Below are 14,972 nucleotides of genomic sequence, written 5' to 3'. Positions count from 1 at the left end.
TCTCCCCCGGCCGATCCTGGACGCTTTCCCAGCAATCTCCGGCACGTGTCCCGAAACGAGAAATAGAATGCGTCTGGCTTGCCCGCAACCGCGATACGCGAATTTGAAGGCCAGGCCGTCCCTATGCCGCAGGCTTGCGCCTGCGCCGATGGACGAACCAGACGGCGAGAATGCCGCCGCCAATGGCGCCGACCACCAGCCCGGCCAGGCCGATGAAGGCGGCGAAATAGCCGCAGCCGCCCTCGAAGCAGCTCACCTCGGCGACATCGGCGATCACCGAGCCGGCGAAGAAGCCAACCAGGGCGCCGATGACGGCGCCGAGAATGATGCCGAGCAGGGCGGCGATGATGGAAACGAAGACCGGCGGCGCCTCTGTTTGCGGCCTGGCGTAGACGGTGCCGGCGCCGGAGCCGGGGCGCAACAGGTAGATGCAAAGCAGGCCGATGCCGATCTCGATGGCGGTGATGCCGAGGCTCCTGGCGGTGAAGACGAATTCCGGCACGGTCAGCATATAGGCCTGTCTCGCCAGCACCCAGACGATGGTGGCGATCTGCCAGATGGTGAAATGGCGGGGGAAGCGCCCCGAACGGCCAAAGGCGAGGCCGAGCAGGTATAGCCCCCACAGGATGGTGATGATGTTGGCGACGAGCCCGCCAAAAAAGAAATAGAAGACCTTGTCCGGCAGGTCGGAATTGCCGACCAGCCACCAGGCCGACGTAAGGCCGTAGACCGACCACGCCATGACGAAGATGAGCCAGCCCACCGGGACGTAGAAAAGGTCGCCTGGGCGGCCGGCTGGCGCCTGCCCACTGCCCGGTTGTTCGCTGCTTGATGTCATGTCCGGACAATGCCCCCGCACGGCCTCTGCTTCACTCGACGCGCGACCAGCAGGGAAGTCAAGCGCGGCCGGCCTTGCTGCCTTGCCTGTGCACATCATTCGGGGCCGACACCCCGCAAACATGCGCGGCGGCGGGATTGCGAACACCATGTGGCCGGCAAAGCGAATAGACTGCGCTTATGGCTTGGCATTCGGCGCGGGATCGACTAGATGAGCCCCGCGCCTGTTGCTTCGACGGCTCAGGTGCCGGGGAAGGATGTCCGCTGGTTGGGCGGCATCCAGGCGCGGACACTCCGCGCCGCAGCCCCAAAGGAGATGCATCTCCCCAACCCGCGCGGCGAAACCGGCCGGCGCGAAGGCAAGGACGGAGAGGTGGCCGAGTGGTTGAAGGCGCACGCCTGGAAAGTGTGTTTACGGGAGACCGTAACGCGGGTTCGAATCCCGCTCTCTCCGCCAGTTTTTTTCGCCTAACGTATCGATTTTGTAAGATAGTTGTCGACGTCGCTTGCCTCCTTCCCAATGCGTCTCACGCGGGAAAACCGGCCTTTCTGAAGCCTGACGTGAAAAGTTCGAGGGCGACTTGGTCGGCGAACGGTAGACCTGAAATCAGCCGGACGGTCAGGTCGTGTTTCCTCGTCAGTGCTTCCTCGACTGCGGCACGCGCCTTCTGCGTCTCGCCCAGATGTGCGTATGCCGCTGCGAGGAAGGCATGAATGAAGAAATGGTCACCAGCCTTCTGATACGAAGCGACGGCTTCCGAGTATCTGCCAAGCAGGAAGAGGGAGCTGCCCTTCACCTCCCAGAACCATATCGGAGGTAAGGGGTCGCGCAGGAGCGCGGTTTCGAGCACGTTCAGCGCCATCTCGGCCCGTCCGCCGTAGTTGAGCCAGCTTGCGTAGTCACCCGCTATGTTCACGTCCAGGGGGTTCAGCGAGCGCGCTTGCTCGAAATGCACTCCGGCATCGCCGTGCTGGCGCATGTGCGTAAGCACCAGCCCCATGCTCTGGTGACAGACGCCATCGCTCCTGTCGAAAGCGAGCGCCGTTTGTGCCGCGTTCCAGGCCTTCTGCAGCGTCCGCGGATCGTTGTCGTACCAAAATCTGCCGACGAGGGCCTGCGCGAGGAAGGCGTGGCCTTGAGCGAACGTCGAATCGAGCTCGACACACCGGACGAACAGGGGCTCGGACATGTCCATCTCATAACGGTGGAAGTGCGCGCGCCCCTGCAGGTAGTAGTCGTATGCGTCCCAATCGGCCGGAAGCTTGCGCCTGGTCCGGCTCGCCGAATCGGCCTCCGCCTGGCCTTCGACCATCGAGGCGATAAGGGCCGCAACCTCGTCCTGCAAAGCGAAGATGTCGTCGAGGCCCCGATCGTACCTTTGAGCCCACAGGTGGGTGCCGGTGGCGGCGTCAATCAACTGTGTGGTGATCCGAATGCGATCACCGAGCTTTCGGATGCTGCCTTCGACGAGGTAGCGAACGCCCAGTTTGCGATGGACTTCGGCAATGTCCAATGCCGGATGGCGAAACTGAAAAGATGAATTGCGGGCGATGACGAGGAGGGAGCGGAACCTGGCCAGCTCCGTAATTATGTCCTCGGTTATGCCGTCGCTGAGATATTGCTGGTCCTGATCGCCACTCAAATTGGCAAAAGGCAGCACTGCAATCGACGGCTTGCCGGCCGGTGGTATCTGTCTGGGGGGTGCGCTCGCCACCGGCTCGACAGTCCCGGTGAAGCGGTAGCCGACGCGGGGCACAGTGGCGATCCACTCGCCGCCTTTGTCAGCCGGACCGAGTGCCTTTCTCAGTGCCGCGATTTGGACGGTAAGGTTGCCTTCCTCGACGGCGGTGCCCGGCCAGGCAGCGTCCATCAGCTCGGCCTTGGTCAGGATCTCACCGGGCCGGGCCGTAAGCGCGGCAAGCAGTGTCAGCCCACGATGCCCAACAGCGATCGGGACCTGCTCCTTAAGGAGCGTCCCGATGTCGGGATCGAGTAGGAACGGACCAAAAGCGACGCGAGTGCCCTGCATATGGGCATACTAGACGTTTCGGAGCTTTTCGGAACAGGTTTGGCACCGCCTCCAGAGCCAGAAACCGTTGCGACGGTTGTCGAGCCAAGGCCTGGCCGGTTTTCTTCAAAGAGAGCCGACACGCCTATCTCTCCATGAAGCATGCGAGGCAAGCGTGGCACGGTTCTTGCTGCCACAGCTCCAGGCAATGCCGGGCGCTAAGACGCTGTTTCATATCGACACCGGCGTGTGAGGTTGGGACAATGATGTCGCGTAAGCTTCTGTTCGGGCTTGTGGCAGTGTTCTTGGCCATCGCCCTGGGGGTGGCCGCCCCCGTGCCGCCCTCGTGGCGGTTTTTGACTGCGGCTCAAAACAATTCGGTCTTCTGCTCAAGCGCTCCACCAGCCGAAACCTTATCGGCGGCGGCTTCAGCGTCGCGGATTTTGCGATCATGTCCGCCGGCCATCACAAGATCATAGGGAACCACCTCGATGGCGACGAGACTGTGGGTCGGAATTGAACAGCCTCATCCAGCGGCTTCTTGCAGAGATTGGGTCACAGGACGTCTGGCTGTAATCAATCGGTTGGCATCAGCCTTTCGCGAATTCATTGCACCGCACTACCGACCAGAGCTTCACTATATGCGCGGCCCTGGACCCGCCTGCGCGCGCCGCGCGAGCGCGGGTTTCCTTGCCGACCGCTCTCCTAAACAAACGAAGCGTCCTCGCCGGTAACCCACGCCACGCATTGATGAGCCATGCTGCGGGAAAGGCCTTCCTGCTTGTCGTGCCATGGGCCGAAATCGCCGTGCGGCAATGCCCCTTGTTGCGGAGCAGCCAGGAATAGAAGCGTCCATCCGGAACCTCCGCCCCCTCCGCGCGTTTCACGGCGTCCCGTCCGTGGACCAGCCCGGATATTTCTCCTGGCGCTGCGATAATCAGGAGCCGTTTCATGTACGACAAGCTGTTTCATTCGCCTGTGGCGCTCACCGTCGGCCTTGGCTTCAAGCGCGAGATTGCCTCGCTGGCCGAAATGCACGATTTCCTGACCGATTGGACGACCTCGCGCCGTGGCCCGCTTTATCGCAATGCCGTCGAGGCGTGTGACCTTGCGCTGGAGGGCTGCATCACCCGGGACGAGGCGCGCCATGCGCTCGTCGAGTTCGCGCGGGCGACCGGCATCCTCTGGCCAGAGATCGAGCCGGTCATCGTGGCGCGCGCCGTCGCGCGCGGTTATGGCGGCTACGCCGCCTGAGTTTTTGAGACTATCTCGCGTCTCGGCGGCCAACGCCGCCATCACCGAAAGCCCGGCTTGGCCTCCCCGAGTCGGGCTTTCGCCTTATTGCAAGACGATCGCAGGGATCACGTTGTCCACCGGTGATGTTTGCCCAGCGGTTGTGGGCGATCAACCTTTCGAAGGCGTGCGCCGACGTGTCGGCTTGGGCCTCGCCACGTCGGCCTCTTGCGATGACTGCGCTGCGAGGCGCAGCTCTCTCAGCCTGGCTGTCTTTGCTTCGCGGGCCGCCCGCTCGGCGTCGATCACGATCTGCGATTCACGTTTGGCGCGTTCGTCGCGCTGGGTGTCTACTTTTGCACGGACCATGTGCTGCTAGCTCCATTCCGAAGCGGCGTTGGTTGCGAACAAACCGCCGCCTCCATCATCTTCCGGCCCCGCATGGTGCAGCGTTGCGGCGGGGGCGGCGATTACAAATGATGGTCGGAAGACTTTTGTCATCGATGTCCGGGATGGAGAAATGTCAGTCACACCAGCCTGACGAGACGACGAGCGACGCCTGGAATATCTGGCGCCCGTCCTCGTCGCGTACCTTCACGGTGATGGCGGTGTGGTCGTTTTCGATGATCTCGTCGCGGACGATGTCAGGCAGGATGCGGATGGCTTCGCGCCGCATGCGCTCGCGCGTCTCGAAGACCTGGCCGTCATCATCGACCGTCAGACCGTCGCCATTGTAGAGGTCAAGATAATATCGAGGCATGATGGGCTGAACCTCAGGCTGCTGAAATGGCGAGATATTCAACCGACAATTCGCAGGCCACGCAGTTGTTCCATAAATGGTGGCATTTGCCGTGGAACAAGCAGGCTCTAACAAATGTTAATGCTTATCAGCGGCGAAAGGGCTTAGTGCAGCCGCAGCCGCCTTTGCTTGCGACAGAACAAGATGGCGATCGGCTGCCAAAGCCCTTTCGCCGGAGATTGCGGTGCTTGAATCCCTCTATCTGAACCTGGGCCAGCATGACTCGCTGTCGGACGCCGAGAAGGCGCTGCTGGCCGGGGCGATGACCTTCGAGAGGCACTTCGCCACCGGCCAGGACATCGTCGCATCGGGGTCGCGGCCGACCTATTCGACGCTGATCCTCGACGGGCTGGCGGCGCGCTACAAGGTGCTGGAGAATGGCGGCCGGCAGTTCACGTCGTTGCAGGTGCCCGGCGACTTCGTCGATCTCCACGCCTTCCTGCTGAAGACCATGGATCACGGCATCGTCGCTCTGTCGCCTTGTCATGTCATGTTCGCGGACCATAGCCGGCTTCGCGCCATCACCGAGCAGGCGCCGCATCTGACACGGTTGTTGTGGCTGGATACGCTGGTCGACGGTGCCATCCATCGCGAATGGATCGTCGCCATGGGTCGGCGCTCAAAGACCTCGCATCTGGCCCACCTCGTGTGCGAACTCTTCGTGCGGCTGCAGGTGGTGCAGCGAACCAACGGCATGAGCTTTCACCTGCCGCTCTCGCAGGCTGAACTGGCCGATGTTCTCGGCCTGTCCGTGGTCCACATGAACCGGGTCATCGGCGCCCTGCGCAAGGTCGGCGTCGTCAGCTGGGCAAACCACACGGTGACCATTCTGGACTGGCACCGCCTGCAGGAAATCGCCGAGTTTGACCCGACCTATCTCAGCATGATGCGGGAGCCACGCTAAAGGTGCGTTGATATTCAGGGGATGACGGCCTGACCTGAATCTCAACACACCTTAGGGGCGGCTACCGATCTCTACAGATTTACGCCGCTTCGGCGGCGATGTTCACTGCCGACTCGGCGATCGTGGTCAGCGCCTCGTCCGTGGCCTTCTCTTCCTTCAGCGTCGCTTCGAGAAGCGTCACGGCGTCGTTCAGGCCGAGTTCACCGGCCCAGGTCCTCAGCGTGCCATAGCGTGAGATCTCGTAGTGCTCAACCGCTTGCGCGGCGGCCAGCAGGCCGGCGTCGAGCGCGGGAGATCCCTTGTATTCCTCCATGATCTCGGCGCCTTCCTCGGTGATGCCCATGATGGCCGCGCAGGTCTTGCCGACCGGCTTCTTGCCGATCACACCGAAGACTTTTTCCAGTCTCGCGACATGGCCCTCGGTCTCGGTGCGGTGCTTTTCGAAAGCAGCCTTCAGTTCGGCGCTTTGCGCGGCCTTTGCCATTTTCGGCAGCGTCGCCAGTATCTTTTTTTCGGCGAAATAGATGTCCTTCAGCGTGTCGTGAAACAGGTCGTCGAGCATTTTCTGCTTTGCCATGGTCGTATCCTTTGATGCGTGAACCCTCAGGCCGACAATCTCCTGCAGGATGATTTGTTCCATTCGCGCCGCACAGCGCGGTCGAGCGGTCCAACCCAGCAAATCCTCAGGAGACGCCATCTCGCCCAACAGCGACGGCCTGGCAAAAACCTTTATAAAATTCCTATTTCTTTCCGCCCCGCGCCGTCTCGAACCTTTATGGCGATCGGGTCCATATTCCACCTGGGAAAAACGTCGGACGCCGCCAATCGCAATGCGGCGCGCCGTTTTCAGGTAATTGCCGACCTGCCTCCGGCAGGCGCGAATAGCAAAGTGAAAGCAAGGAACAAGCACAATGGACATCATTGTTCTCGGGATAGGGGTTTTGTTTTTTGTCCTGTCCTTGGTTTACGTCAAAGCCTGCGACAGAATTTGAACTGAAGGATCGAACCATGCTTTTCGATTACATCCTCGGTGGTGGCGTGACCTTGTTCCTGCTCGCCTACCTCACATACGCCCTCGTTCGTCCAGAACGCTTCTGAAGGCACGGGAAAGCCACAGCCATGACACTGAACGGTTGGATACAGATCCTGGTCTTCTGCGGGATCATCGTTTTGCTGACGAAGCCACTGGGCTTCTACATGCACCGCGTCTTCAACGGCGATCGCACGCTGCTTTCACCGATCTTCGGCCCGCTCGAGCGCGGGCTCTACCGCATTTGCGGCACCAGCGAGCGCGAGGAACAGCACTGGACCGCCTATGCGGTGGCTTTGCTTTTGTTCAACCTTGCAGGGTTCCTGGTGCTTTACGCCCTGCAGCGCCTGCAGGGCGGTCTGCCCTACAATCCCGCCGGCATGGGCGCGGTCGACCCGGCGCTCGCCTTCAACACCGCCGCCAGTTTCGTGACCAACACCAACTGGCAGAATTACGGCGGCGAGAGCACGATGTCGTATCTTCTGCAGATGGCCGGGCTGACGGTCCAGAATTTCGTTTCGGCGGCCACCGGCGTTGCCATCGCCATCGCATTGATCCGCGGCTTCGCCCGCGCCTCGGGCAAGTCGATCGGCAATTTCTGGGTCGATATGACCCGCTGCACGCTCTACGTGCTCCTGCCGCTCTGCATCGTGCTGACACTGGTCTATGTCTGGCTCGGCATGCCGCAGACGCTTGGGCCTTACGTCGACGCCACCACGCTGGAGGGCGCCAAGCAGACCATCGCGCTCGGCCCGGTCGCCTCGCAGGTGGCCATCAAGATGCTCGGCACCAATGGCGGCGGCTTCTTCAATGCCAATGCCGCGCATCCCTTCGAAAATCCCGACGCCATCTCCAACCTGATCCAGATGGTGACGATCTTCGCGCTGGGTGCCGCGCTGACCAATGTCTTCGGCCGCATGGTCGGCAACCAGCGCCAGGGCTGGGCGATCCTGGCGTCGATGGGCGTCCTGTTCATCGCCGGCGTCGCCGTCTGCTACTGGGCGGAGGCCGCGGGCAATCCGCTGGTGCATGCGCTGGGCATCGACGGCGGCAACATGGAAGGCAAGGAAAGCCGCTTCGGCATCGCTTTGTCGGCGCTGTTCGCCGTCATCACGACGGCCGCTTCCTGCGGCGCCGTCAACGCCATGCATGACAGCTTCACCGCGCTCGGCGGCATGATCCCGCTGATCAACATGCAGCTCGGCGAAGTCATCGTCGGCGGCGTCGGCGCCGGCTTCTATGGCATCCTGATGTTCATCGTCGTCGCCGTCTTCGTCGCCGGCCTGATGGTTGGCCGCACGCCCGAATATCTCGGCAAGAAGATCGAGGCCAAGGAGGTCAAGATGGCGATGCTGGCCATCCTGTGCCTGCCGCTCGCCATGCTGATCTTCACGGCGATCGCCGTCGTCCTGCCGAGCGCCGTGGCCTCGATGGCCAATGGCGGTCCGCACGGCTTCTCCGAGGTGCTTTATGCCTACACGTCGGCGGCGGCGAACAACGGTTCGGCCTTTGGCGGCCTCAGCGGCAACACGCCCTGGTACAACATCACCATCGGCATCGGCATGCTGATGGGCCGCTTCCTGGTCATCATCCCGGCGCTCGCCATCGCCGGCTCGCTGGCGGCGAAGAAGACCGTGCCGGCCTCGGCCGGCACCTTCCCGACCGATGGGCCGCTGTTCGTCGGCCTGCTGATCGGCGTCATCGTCATCGTCGGCGGCCTCACCTTCTTCCCGGCGCTCGCCGTCGGCCCGATCATCGAGCATTTGGCGATGATCCACGGGCAAACCTTCTGAGGCGGCCATGCCCTTGTTCAGCCCGATGCGTCGCAAGGCCCGGCCGCCGGCCGGCAGCGAGGGGGAGGCGAAGCCTCCTCCCTTCCCGACCGTGTCCACATTCCTGGGCATCGCGGCAGTCATGATCGTGATCTGGCTGCTGGTCTACGGCCCACCCTTTTCGGCATCCAAACACCCGGTGCCGCCCGACAACACCGAAGCCGGAGCTCCAAAATGAGCCAGTTAAAGTCAACCGCCATCATGGATGCCCGCATCCTGTGGCCCGCCATCGGCGGCGCCTTCCGCAAACTCGACCCGCGCACGCTAGCCCGCAATCCGGTGATGTTCGTCGTCGCCATCGTCTCGGCGCTGACGACAGTGCTGTTCGTCAGGGACCTCGTCACCGGCGGCGGCGACCTGCGCTTCACCTTGCAGATCATCATCTGGCTGTGGTTCACGGTGCTGTTTGCCAATTTCGCCGAGGCCGTCGCCGAGGGGCGCGGCAAGGCGCAGGCGGATTCGCTGCGCAAGGCGCGCACCGAGACCCAGGCCAAGCTCCTGGCCGGCGAGGACAGGAGCAGGTTCAAGCTCGTACCCGGCACCAGCCTGAAGGTCGGCGACATCGTCCTGGTCGAAGCCGGGGACATCATCCCGTCCGACGGCGAGGTGGTGGAAGGCGTGGCCTCGGTCAACGAGGCGGCGATAACAGGCGAGTCGGCCCCCGTCATCCGCGAATCCGGCGGCGACCGCTCGGCGGTCACCGGCGGCACGCAGGTTCTGTCCGACTGGATCCGCGTGCGCATCACCGCCGCCGCCGGCCACACTTTCCTCGACCGCATGATTTCGCTCGTCGAAGGCGCCGAGCGCCAGAAGACGCCCAACGAGATCGCGCTCAACATCCTGCTCGTCGGCATGACGCTGATCTTCGTCCTGGCCACCGCGACGATCCCGAGCTTTGCCTCCTATTCGGGGGGCTACATCTCGGTGACCGTGCTCGTCGCCCTGTTCGTCACCTTGATCCCGACCACCATCGGCGCGCTGCTGTCGGCCATCGGCATCGCCGGCATGGACCGCCTGGTGCGCTTCAATGTTCTGGCCATGTCGGGTCGCGCCGTCGAGGCGGCCGGCGACGTCGACACGCTGCTGCTCGACAAGACCGGCACCATCACGCTGGGCAACCGCCAGGCTACGGAATTCCGCCCGGTCAAGGGCGTCACCGAACAGGAACTCGCCGACGCCGCGCAACTCGCCTCGCTTGCCGACGAAACGCCGGAGGGCCGTTCGATCGTCGTGCTGGCCAAGGAGAAATACGGCATCCGCGCCCGCGACATGGCGACGTTGCACGCCACCTTCGTGCCCTTCACCGCGCAGACCCGCATGAGCGGCGTCGACATCGACGGCTCCTCGGTGCGCAAGGGCGCGGTCGATTCCGTGCTCGCCCATGTCAACCAGGCGACCGTGGCCAGCCACGCGACGCGGCCGAACAGCGATACGATCAGGGACCTGCAGGCGATCGCCGACGAGGTCGCCAAGTCCGGCGGCACGCCGCTGGCGGTCGAGCGCGACGGGCGGCTGCTTGGCATCGTCCACCTCAAGGACATCGTCAAGGGCGGCATCCGCGAGCGTTTCGCCGAGCTGCGCAAGATGGGCATCCGCACCGTGATGATTACCGGCGACAACCCGATGACGGCCGCGGCCATCGCGGCGGAAGCCGGCGTCGACGATTTCCTTGCCCAGGCCACGCCCGAGGACAAGCTCAAGCTGATCCGCGACGAGCAGGCCAAGGGCAAGCTGGTCGCCATGTGCGGCGACGGCACCAACGACGCGCCGGCGCTCGCGCAGGCCGATGTCGGCGTCGCCATGAACACCGGCACGGTCGCCGCGCGCGAAGCCGGCAACATGGTCGATCTCGACAGCGACCCGACCAAGCTCATCGAGATCGTCGAGATCGGCAAGGCGCTGCTGATGACGCGCGGCTCGCTGACCACCTTCTCGATCGCCAATGACGTGGCCAAGTATTTCGCCATCATCCCGGCCATGTTCGCCGTCTTCTATGTCGCGCCGGGCCAGACCACCGGCCCGCTGCAGGCGCTCAACATCATGCATCTGGCGACGCCGCAGAGCGCCATCCTGTCGGCCATCATCTTCAACGCGCTGATCATCATCGCGCTGATTCCGCTGTCGCTGCGCGGCGTCAAATACCGGGCGATCGGCGCCGGCGCGCTGCTCAGCCGCAACCTACTCGTCTACGGCCTGGGCGGCATCATCGTGCCGTTCGTCGGCATCAAGATAATCGACATGGCCGTCACGGCCCTTGGCCTTGCATAAGGATCCTTCCGATGCTCAAGCAAATCAGACCCGCGATCATCATGATCGTCTTCTTCACCGTACTGACCGGCCTGGTCTATCCGCTGGGCATGACCGGCCTGGCGCAGGCGCTGTTCCCGCGTCAGGCCAATGGCAGCCTGATCGAGAAGGACGGCAAGGTCATCGGCTCCGAACTGATCGGCCAGGCCTTCGCCAGCGACAGATATTTCCATGGCAGGCCTTCGGCCGCCGGCAACGGCTATGACGCCGGCGCCTCCGGCGGCTCCAATCTCGGCCCGACCAACCCGAAGCTGATCGAGCGCATCAAGGGCGATGCCGAGAAACTGAAGGCGGAGAATCCGAACCAGCCCGTGCCGATGGACCTGGTGACGACGTCGGGCAGCGGCCTCGATCCGCAGATCAGCCCGGAGGCCGCCTATTTCCAGGTTCCGCGTGTCGCCAAGGCCAGGGGCATCGACGAAGCCAAGGTCAAGGCGCTTGTCGACAGCCAGGTCGAGGGCCGGGAACTCGGCTTCATGGGAGAGCCTGTTGTCAACGTGCTGGCGCTCAACCTGGCGCTGGACGCCGCTAAATAGTTGACGGCGAGGTCCGGGGATCGACAGCATCCCCGGACCTCTCCATGATCGATCCCGATGCCGGAAGACAGAAGCAACGAAAACAGGCCTTCCCCCGACGCGCTGCTCGAGCATGCCGAGCGGGAGGGACGCGGCCGTCTGCGGATATTCCTCGGCGCCGCTCCCGGTGTCGGCAAGACCTACGAAATGCTGATGTCGGGCCGTGCCAGGCTGGCCGACGGCATCGATGTGGTGATCGGCGTCGTCGAGACGCATGGCCGCCGGGAAACCCAGGCACTGGTCGAGGGTTATGAAGTCATCCCCCGCCGCAAGGTCGACTACAAGGGGCGCGTCCTCGACGAGATGGATATCGACGCTATCCTCGCTCGGCGCCCTGCACTGGTCCTGGTCGACGAGCTCGCCCACACCAACGCGCCCGGGAGCCGCCACCCCAAGCGCTATCTCGACGTCCAGGAGATCCTGGCGCGCGGCATCGATGTCTACACGACGCTCAACATCCAGCATGTCGAGAGCCTGAACGACGTGGTCGCGCAGATCACCCGGGTCAGGGTGCGCGAGACGGTTCCCGATTCCATCATCGACCAGGCCGACGACGTCGAGATCATCGACCTGACGCCCGACGACCTGATCAAGCGGCTGGAAGAGGGGAAGGTCTATTTCCCCAACACCGCGCAGCGCGCAATCGAGAACTATTTCTCGTCGGGCAACCTGACGGCGCTGCGCGAACTGGCGCTGCGCCGCACCGCCCAGCGCGTCGACGAGCAGTTGCTCAATCACATGCAATCGCATGCCATCCAGGGGCCGTGGGCCGCGGGCGAAAGAGTGCTCGTCTGCGTCGACGCGCGTCCGGGCGGCGCGGCCCGCATTCGCTACGCACGCAGGCTGGCCGACCGGCTTCGCGCGCCATGGACGGCGCTGCATGTCGATACGCCACGCTCTGCCGGCATGTCCGAGGAGGACAAGGACCGGCTCGCCACGCTGATGCGCCTTGCCGAGCAGCTCGGCGCGGAGGTGACGACCATTCCCGGCCAGAATGTCGCGCAGGACATTGTGCGCCATGCGACGGCGAACAATTTCACCCATATCGTGGTCGGCCGACCGACCCGGTCGCGCTGGCGCGAACTGATCGAGGGCTCGCTCACCTATGATCTGATCCGCAATGCCGGCGACATCAGCGTCCACGTCATTTCGGGGACCGAGCGAAATACCGAGGCGGCGTCGAGGAACGTAAGGACCGCGAACGAGCAGACGCAATTCCAGATCTGGCCGTATCTCCTGGCCACGGCCTATGTCGTCGGGTCGCTCGCCTTCGCCGTCCTGCTCGACCAATTTCTCGACGTTCGCAACCTCGCGATCATCTTCCTCATCGGGGTCCTGGCTTCGGCGGTGACCGGCGGTCTGTGGCCGGCTCTGTACGCCTGTCTCGCCAGCGCCCTTGCCTTCAACTATTTCTTCCTGGAGCCGCGCTACACGCTGACGATCCGGGATCCGGAGAGCATTGTCGCGCTCGGCGTGTTTCTGGTGGTCGCCGTGATTGCCAGCAATCTGACGGTGCGCGTGCAGCGACAGGCCATCGCCGCCCGCTCGCGGGCACGGGCCACCGAGGACATCTACCTCTTCTCCAAGAAGCTCGCCGGCGCCGGCACGCTCGACGATGTGCTGTGGGCCACCGCCTTTCAGATCGCCTCGATGCTGAAGCTGCGTGTGGTGCTGCTTCTGCCCGAAGACGGAACCATCACCGTCAAGGCAGGCTATCCGCCGGACGACACGCTGGCCGAGGCCGACATCGCCGCCGCCCGCTGGGCCTGGGAGCACAACCGCGCCGCCGGGCGCGGCGCCGACACACTGCCCGGCGCCAAGCGTCTCTATCTGCCTTTGCGGACGGGACGCACGGCGATCGGTGTCGTCGGGCTCGACAATGACAAGCAGGGCCCGCTGCTGACGCCGGAGCAGCAGCGCCTGCTCGACGCGCTGGCCGACCAGGCGGCGGTGGCGATTGAACGTATCCAGCTCGTCGCCGATGTCGACCGCGCCAAGCTCGCCGCCGAGGCCGACCGGCTGCGCTCTGCCCTGCTGACCTCGATTTCGCATGATCTGAAGACGCCGCTTTCGGCCATCATGGGAGCGGCCGGCACGCTCAAGGAATTCGCGCCGGATCTGCCCGAGCAGGACCGGACGGAGCTTTTGTCGACGGTGATTGACGAATCGGAACGGCTGAACCGCTTCATCGCCAATCTGCTCGACATGACCAAGATCGAGTCCGGGGCAATGGAGCCGAACTATGCGCTGCATTACGTCGGCGATATCGTCGGCACGGCGCTCAACCGCGCCCGCAAGATCACCAGCGAGCACAAGATCGCGGTCGATATTCCGTCCGACCTGCCGATGCTGAAGCTCGATCCCGTGCTGTTCGAACAGGTTCTGTTCAACCTTCTCGACAATGCATCGAAATACTCGCCGGCCGGCTCGACGATCCGCGTGCAGGGATGGGCCGACAATGGGTCCGTCATCATGCAGATCATGGATGAGGGGCCGGGCATTCCGGCGCATGATCTGGAACGAGTGTTCGACACGTTCTACCGGGTGCGCAAGGGCGATCAGGTGCGCGCCGGCACCGGCCTTGGCCTGTCGATCTGCCGCGGCTTTGTCGAATCGATGGGCGGCGCCATCTCGGCCGCCAACCGGACCGACCGTCCAGGGGCGGTGTTCACCATCAGGATGCCGGTGCCGGCGGAAGCGCCCGATGTCGGCAATCGCGGCGAAGAGACCAGCGTGGATCGGCCTTCATGACAAATTCGAATGTCAGGATACTGGTTGTCGATGACGAGCCGCCGATCCGCAAGCTGCTTCGGGTCGGCCTCGGCAGCCAGGGCTATGCGATTAGCGAAGCGCCGAACGCCAAGGTGGCGATCGAGCAGATGGAACAGGAAAAGCCGGACCTGGTGCTCCTCGATCTCGGCCTGCCTGGCATGAGTGGCCATGAGTTGCTGCGCAAATGGCGTGGCGAGGGCCTCGACATCCCGGTCGTCATCCTTTCCAGCCGCACCGATGAGGCCGGCATCGTCAGCGCGCTCGAGCTCGGCGCCGATGACTATGTCACCAAGCCGTTCGGCATGAACGAACTGGTGGCGCGCATCCGCGTGGCGTTGCGGCACAAGTTCCAGCAGCAGGGCGAGAAGCCGGTCTTCCAGAGCGGCGACCTCAGCGTCGATCTGGTCAAGCGTATCGTCAAGGTCGAAGGCAAGGAGATAAAACTCTCGCCGAAGGAATACGACATATTGCGCATCCTAGTGCAGCATGCCGGCAAGGTGCTGACCCACCATTTCATCCTGAAGCAGATCTGGGGCGATTCGACCGACGTGCAATATCTTCGGGTCTATGTCAGGCAGCTCCGGCAGAAGATCGAGAAGACCCCCGACCAGCCGCGCTACATCACCACCGAGACCGGTGTCGGCTACCGCCTTCGGGTCGACTGAAGCCCCGAT

General features: G+C 63.5%; 14 protein-coding genes and 1 tRNA gene. 10 read left to right on the top strand and 5 right to left on the bottom strand.

Annotated features, from left to right (window positions below; all coding sequences use genetic code 11):
• Positions 1–121 precede the first annotated feature (121 nt).
• Complete coding sequence (locus AC1DPX_RS20625; RefSeq protein WP_477239204.1) at positions 122–838, bottom strand: hypothetical protein; 717 nt, start codon at positions 836–838, stop codon at positions 122–124.
• 366 nt (positions 839–1,204) lie between these two features.
• Between AC1DPX_RS20625 and AC1DPX_RS20620 the strand changes: the two genes are divergently transcribed.
• Positions 1,205–1,294 (top strand) — tRNA-Ser (locus tag AC1DPX_RS20620).
• A gap of 70 nt (positions 1,295–1,364) precedes the next feature.
• Here AC1DPX_RS20620 and AC1DPX_RS20615 read toward each other — a convergent pair.
• Positions 1,365–2,867 carry a winged helix-turn-helix domain-containing tetratricopeptide repeat protein gene (locus AC1DPX_RS20615; protein ID WP_477239202.1) on the bottom strand — a complete coding sequence of 501 codons (1,503 nt, stop codon included), beginning with the start codon at positions 2,865–2,867 and terminating at the stop codon, positions 1,365–1,367.
• 930 nt (positions 2,868–3,797) lie between these two features.
• On the opposite strand from AC1DPX_RS20615, the gene AC1DPX_RS20610 reads away from it, so the two are divergent.
• Positions 3,798–4,100 carry a DUF982 domain-containing protein gene (locus AC1DPX_RS20610; RefSeq protein WP_477239200.1) on the top strand — a complete coding sequence of 101 codons (303 nt, stop codon included), beginning with the start codon at positions 3,798–3,800 and terminating at the stop codon, positions 4,098–4,100.
• Positions 4,101–4,250: 150 nt separating this feature from the next.
• On the opposite strand, the gene AC1DPX_RS20605 is transcribed toward AC1DPX_RS20610, so the two are convergent.
• Both AC1DPX_RS20605 and AC1DPX_RS20600 read right to left on the bottom strand, forming a co-directional pair.
• Complete coding sequence (locus AC1DPX_RS20605) at positions 4,251–4,448, bottom strand: hypothetical protein (protein WP_202357927.1); 198 nt, start codon at positions 4,446–4,448, stop codon at positions 4,251–4,253.
• A 154-nt stretch (positions 4,449–4,602) separates the two neighbouring features.
• Positions 4,603–4,839, bottom strand: coding sequence for a DUF6894 family protein (locus tag AC1DPX_RS20600; protein ID WP_202357928.1), 237 nt, complete (start codon positions 4,837–4,839; stop codon positions 4,603–4,605).
• Positions 4,840–5,062: 223 nt separating this feature from the next.
• On the opposite strand from AC1DPX_RS20600, the gene AC1DPX_RS20595 reads away from it, so the two are divergent.
• On the top strand, positions 5,063–5,782 hold the full coding sequence (locus AC1DPX_RS20595) for a Crp/Fnr family transcriptional regulator (protein WP_202357929.1): 720 nt from the start codon (positions 5,063–5,065) through the stop codon (positions 5,780–5,782).
• Positions 5,783–5,861: 79 nt separating this feature from the next.
• Here the strand turns inward: AC1DPX_RS20595 and AC1DPX_RS20590 are convergent, their stop codons facing one another.
• Complete coding sequence (locus AC1DPX_RS20590) at positions 5,862–6,359, bottom strand: YciE/YciF ferroxidase family protein (RefSeq protein WP_202357930.1); 498 nt, start codon at positions 6,357–6,359, stop codon at positions 5,862–5,864.
• Positions 6,360–6,790: 431 nt separating this feature from the next.
• Here AC1DPX_RS20590 and kdpF point away from each other — a divergent pair, with 431 nt between their 5' ends.
• Genes kdpF through AC1DPX_RS20555 form a run of 7 tightly spaced genes read left to right on the top strand, consistent with a single transcriptional unit; the run spans position 6,791 to position 14,963 of the window.
• Entirely contained in the window at positions 6,791–6,880 is a 90-nt protein-coding gene (gene kdpF / locus AC1DPX_RS20585; protein ID WP_019861144.1) for a K(+)-transporting ATPase subunit F, read from the top strand.
• Positions 6,881–6,901: 21 nt separating this feature from the next.
• Positions 6,902–8,605 (top strand): potassium-transporting ATPase subunit KdpA, encoded by a 1,704-nt coding sequence (gene kdpA / locus AC1DPX_RS20580; RefSeq protein ID WP_477239198.1) that lies wholly within the window; start codon positions 6,902–6,904, stop codon positions 8,603–8,605.
• A 7-nt stretch (positions 8,606–8,612) separates the two neighbouring features.
• Positions 8,613–8,822, top strand: coding sequence for a hypothetical protein (locus AC1DPX_RS20575; protein WP_202357932.1), 210 nt, complete (start codon positions 8,613–8,615; stop codon positions 8,820–8,822).
• Positions 8,819–10,912, top strand: a complete 2,094-nt coding sequence (gene kdpB / locus AC1DPX_RS20570; protein ID WP_477239196.1) for a potassium-transporting ATPase subunit KdpB — start codon at positions 8,819–8,821, stop codon at positions 10,910–10,912. The genes AC1DPX_RS20575 and kdpB overlap by 4 nt, the downstream gene beginning before the upstream one ends.
• 11 nt (positions 10,913–10,923) lie before the next feature.
• The gene (gene kdpC / locus AC1DPX_RS20565; protein WP_202357934.1) at positions 10,924–11,487 is read left to right on the top strand and encodes a potassium-transporting ATPase subunit KdpC; all 564 of its coding nucleotides are present in this window, start codon (positions 10,924–10,926) and stop codon (positions 11,485–11,487) included.
• A gap of 57 nt (positions 11,488–11,544) precedes the next feature.
• Positions 11,545–14,277 carry a DUF4118 domain-containing protein gene (locus tag AC1DPX_RS20560; protein WP_477239194.1) on the top strand — a complete coding sequence of 911 codons (2,733 nt, stop codon included), beginning with the start codon at positions 11,545–11,547 and terminating at the stop codon, positions 14,275–14,277.
• Positions 14,274–14,963 carry a response regulator transcription factor gene (locus AC1DPX_RS20555; protein ID WP_202357936.1) on the top strand — a complete coding sequence of 230 codons (690 nt, stop codon included), beginning with the start codon at positions 14,274–14,276 and terminating at the stop codon, positions 14,961–14,963. Before AC1DPX_RS20560 ends, AC1DPX_RS20555 begins: the two co-directional genes overlap by 4 nt.
• Positions 14,964–14,972: the final 9 nt, after the last annotated feature.

It is taken from the genome of Mesorhizobium sp. 01N446, assembly GCF_056399285.1.
The sequence above is the reverse complement of the archived record's forward strand: the minus strand, read 5'-3'. Positions and strand labels throughout refer to the sequence as shown.

What these genes read in the sequence shown, in the direction of transcription:
- AC1DPX_RS20625 (WP_477239204.1), bottom strand. Translation starts at nt 838, where the DNA reads ATGACATCAAGCAGCGAACAACCGGGCAGTGGGCAGGCGCCAGCCGGC.
- AC1DPX_RS20615 (WP_477239202.1), bottom strand. Translation starts at nt 2,867, where the DNA reads ATGCAGGGCACTCGCGTCGCTTTTGGTCCGTTCCTACTCGATCCCGAC.
- AC1DPX_RS20610 (WP_477239200.1), top strand. Translation starts at nt 3,798, where the DNA reads ATGTACGACAAGCTGTTTCATTCGCCTGTGGCGCTCACCGTCGGCCTT.
- AC1DPX_RS20605 (WP_202357927.1), bottom strand. Translation starts at nt 4,448, where the DNA reads ATGGTCCGTGCAAAAGTAGACACCCAGCGCGACGAACGCGCCAAACGT.
- AC1DPX_RS20600 (WP_202357928.1), bottom strand. Translation starts at nt 4,839, where the DNA reads ATGCCTCGATATTATCTTGACCTCTACAATGGCGACGGTCTGACGGTC.
- AC1DPX_RS20590 (WP_202357930.1), bottom strand. Translation starts at nt 6,359, where the DNA reads ATGGCAAAGCAGAAAATGCTCGACGACCTGTTTCACGACACGCTGAAG.
- kdpF (WP_019861144.1), top strand. Translation starts at nt 6,791, where the DNA reads ATGCTTTTCGATTACATCCTCGGTGGTGGCGTGACCTTGTTCCTGCTC.
- kdpA (WP_477239198.1), top strand. Translation starts at nt 6,902, where the DNA reads ATGACACTGAACGGTTGGATACAGATCCTGGTCTTCTGCGGGATCATC.
- AC1DPX_RS20575 (WP_202357932.1), top strand. Translation starts at nt 8,613, where the DNA reads ATGCCCTTGTTCAGCCCGATGCGTCGCAAGGCCCGGCCGCCGGCCGGC.
- kdpB (WP_477239196.1), top strand. Translation starts at nt 8,819, where the DNA reads ATGAGCCAGTTAAAGTCAACCGCCATCATGGATGCCCGCATCCTGTGG.
- kdpC (WP_202357934.1), top strand. Translation starts at nt 10,924, where the DNA reads ATGCTCAAGCAAATCAGACCCGCGATCATCATGATCGTCTTCTTCACC.
- AC1DPX_RS20560 (WP_477239194.1), top strand. Translation starts at nt 11,545, where the DNA reads ATGCCGGAAGACAGAAGCAACGAAAACAGGCCTTCCCCCGACGCGCTG.
- AC1DPX_RS20555 (WP_202357936.1), top strand. Translation starts at nt 14,274, where the DNA reads ATGACAAATTCGAATGTCAGGATACTGGTTGTCGATGACGAGCCGCCG.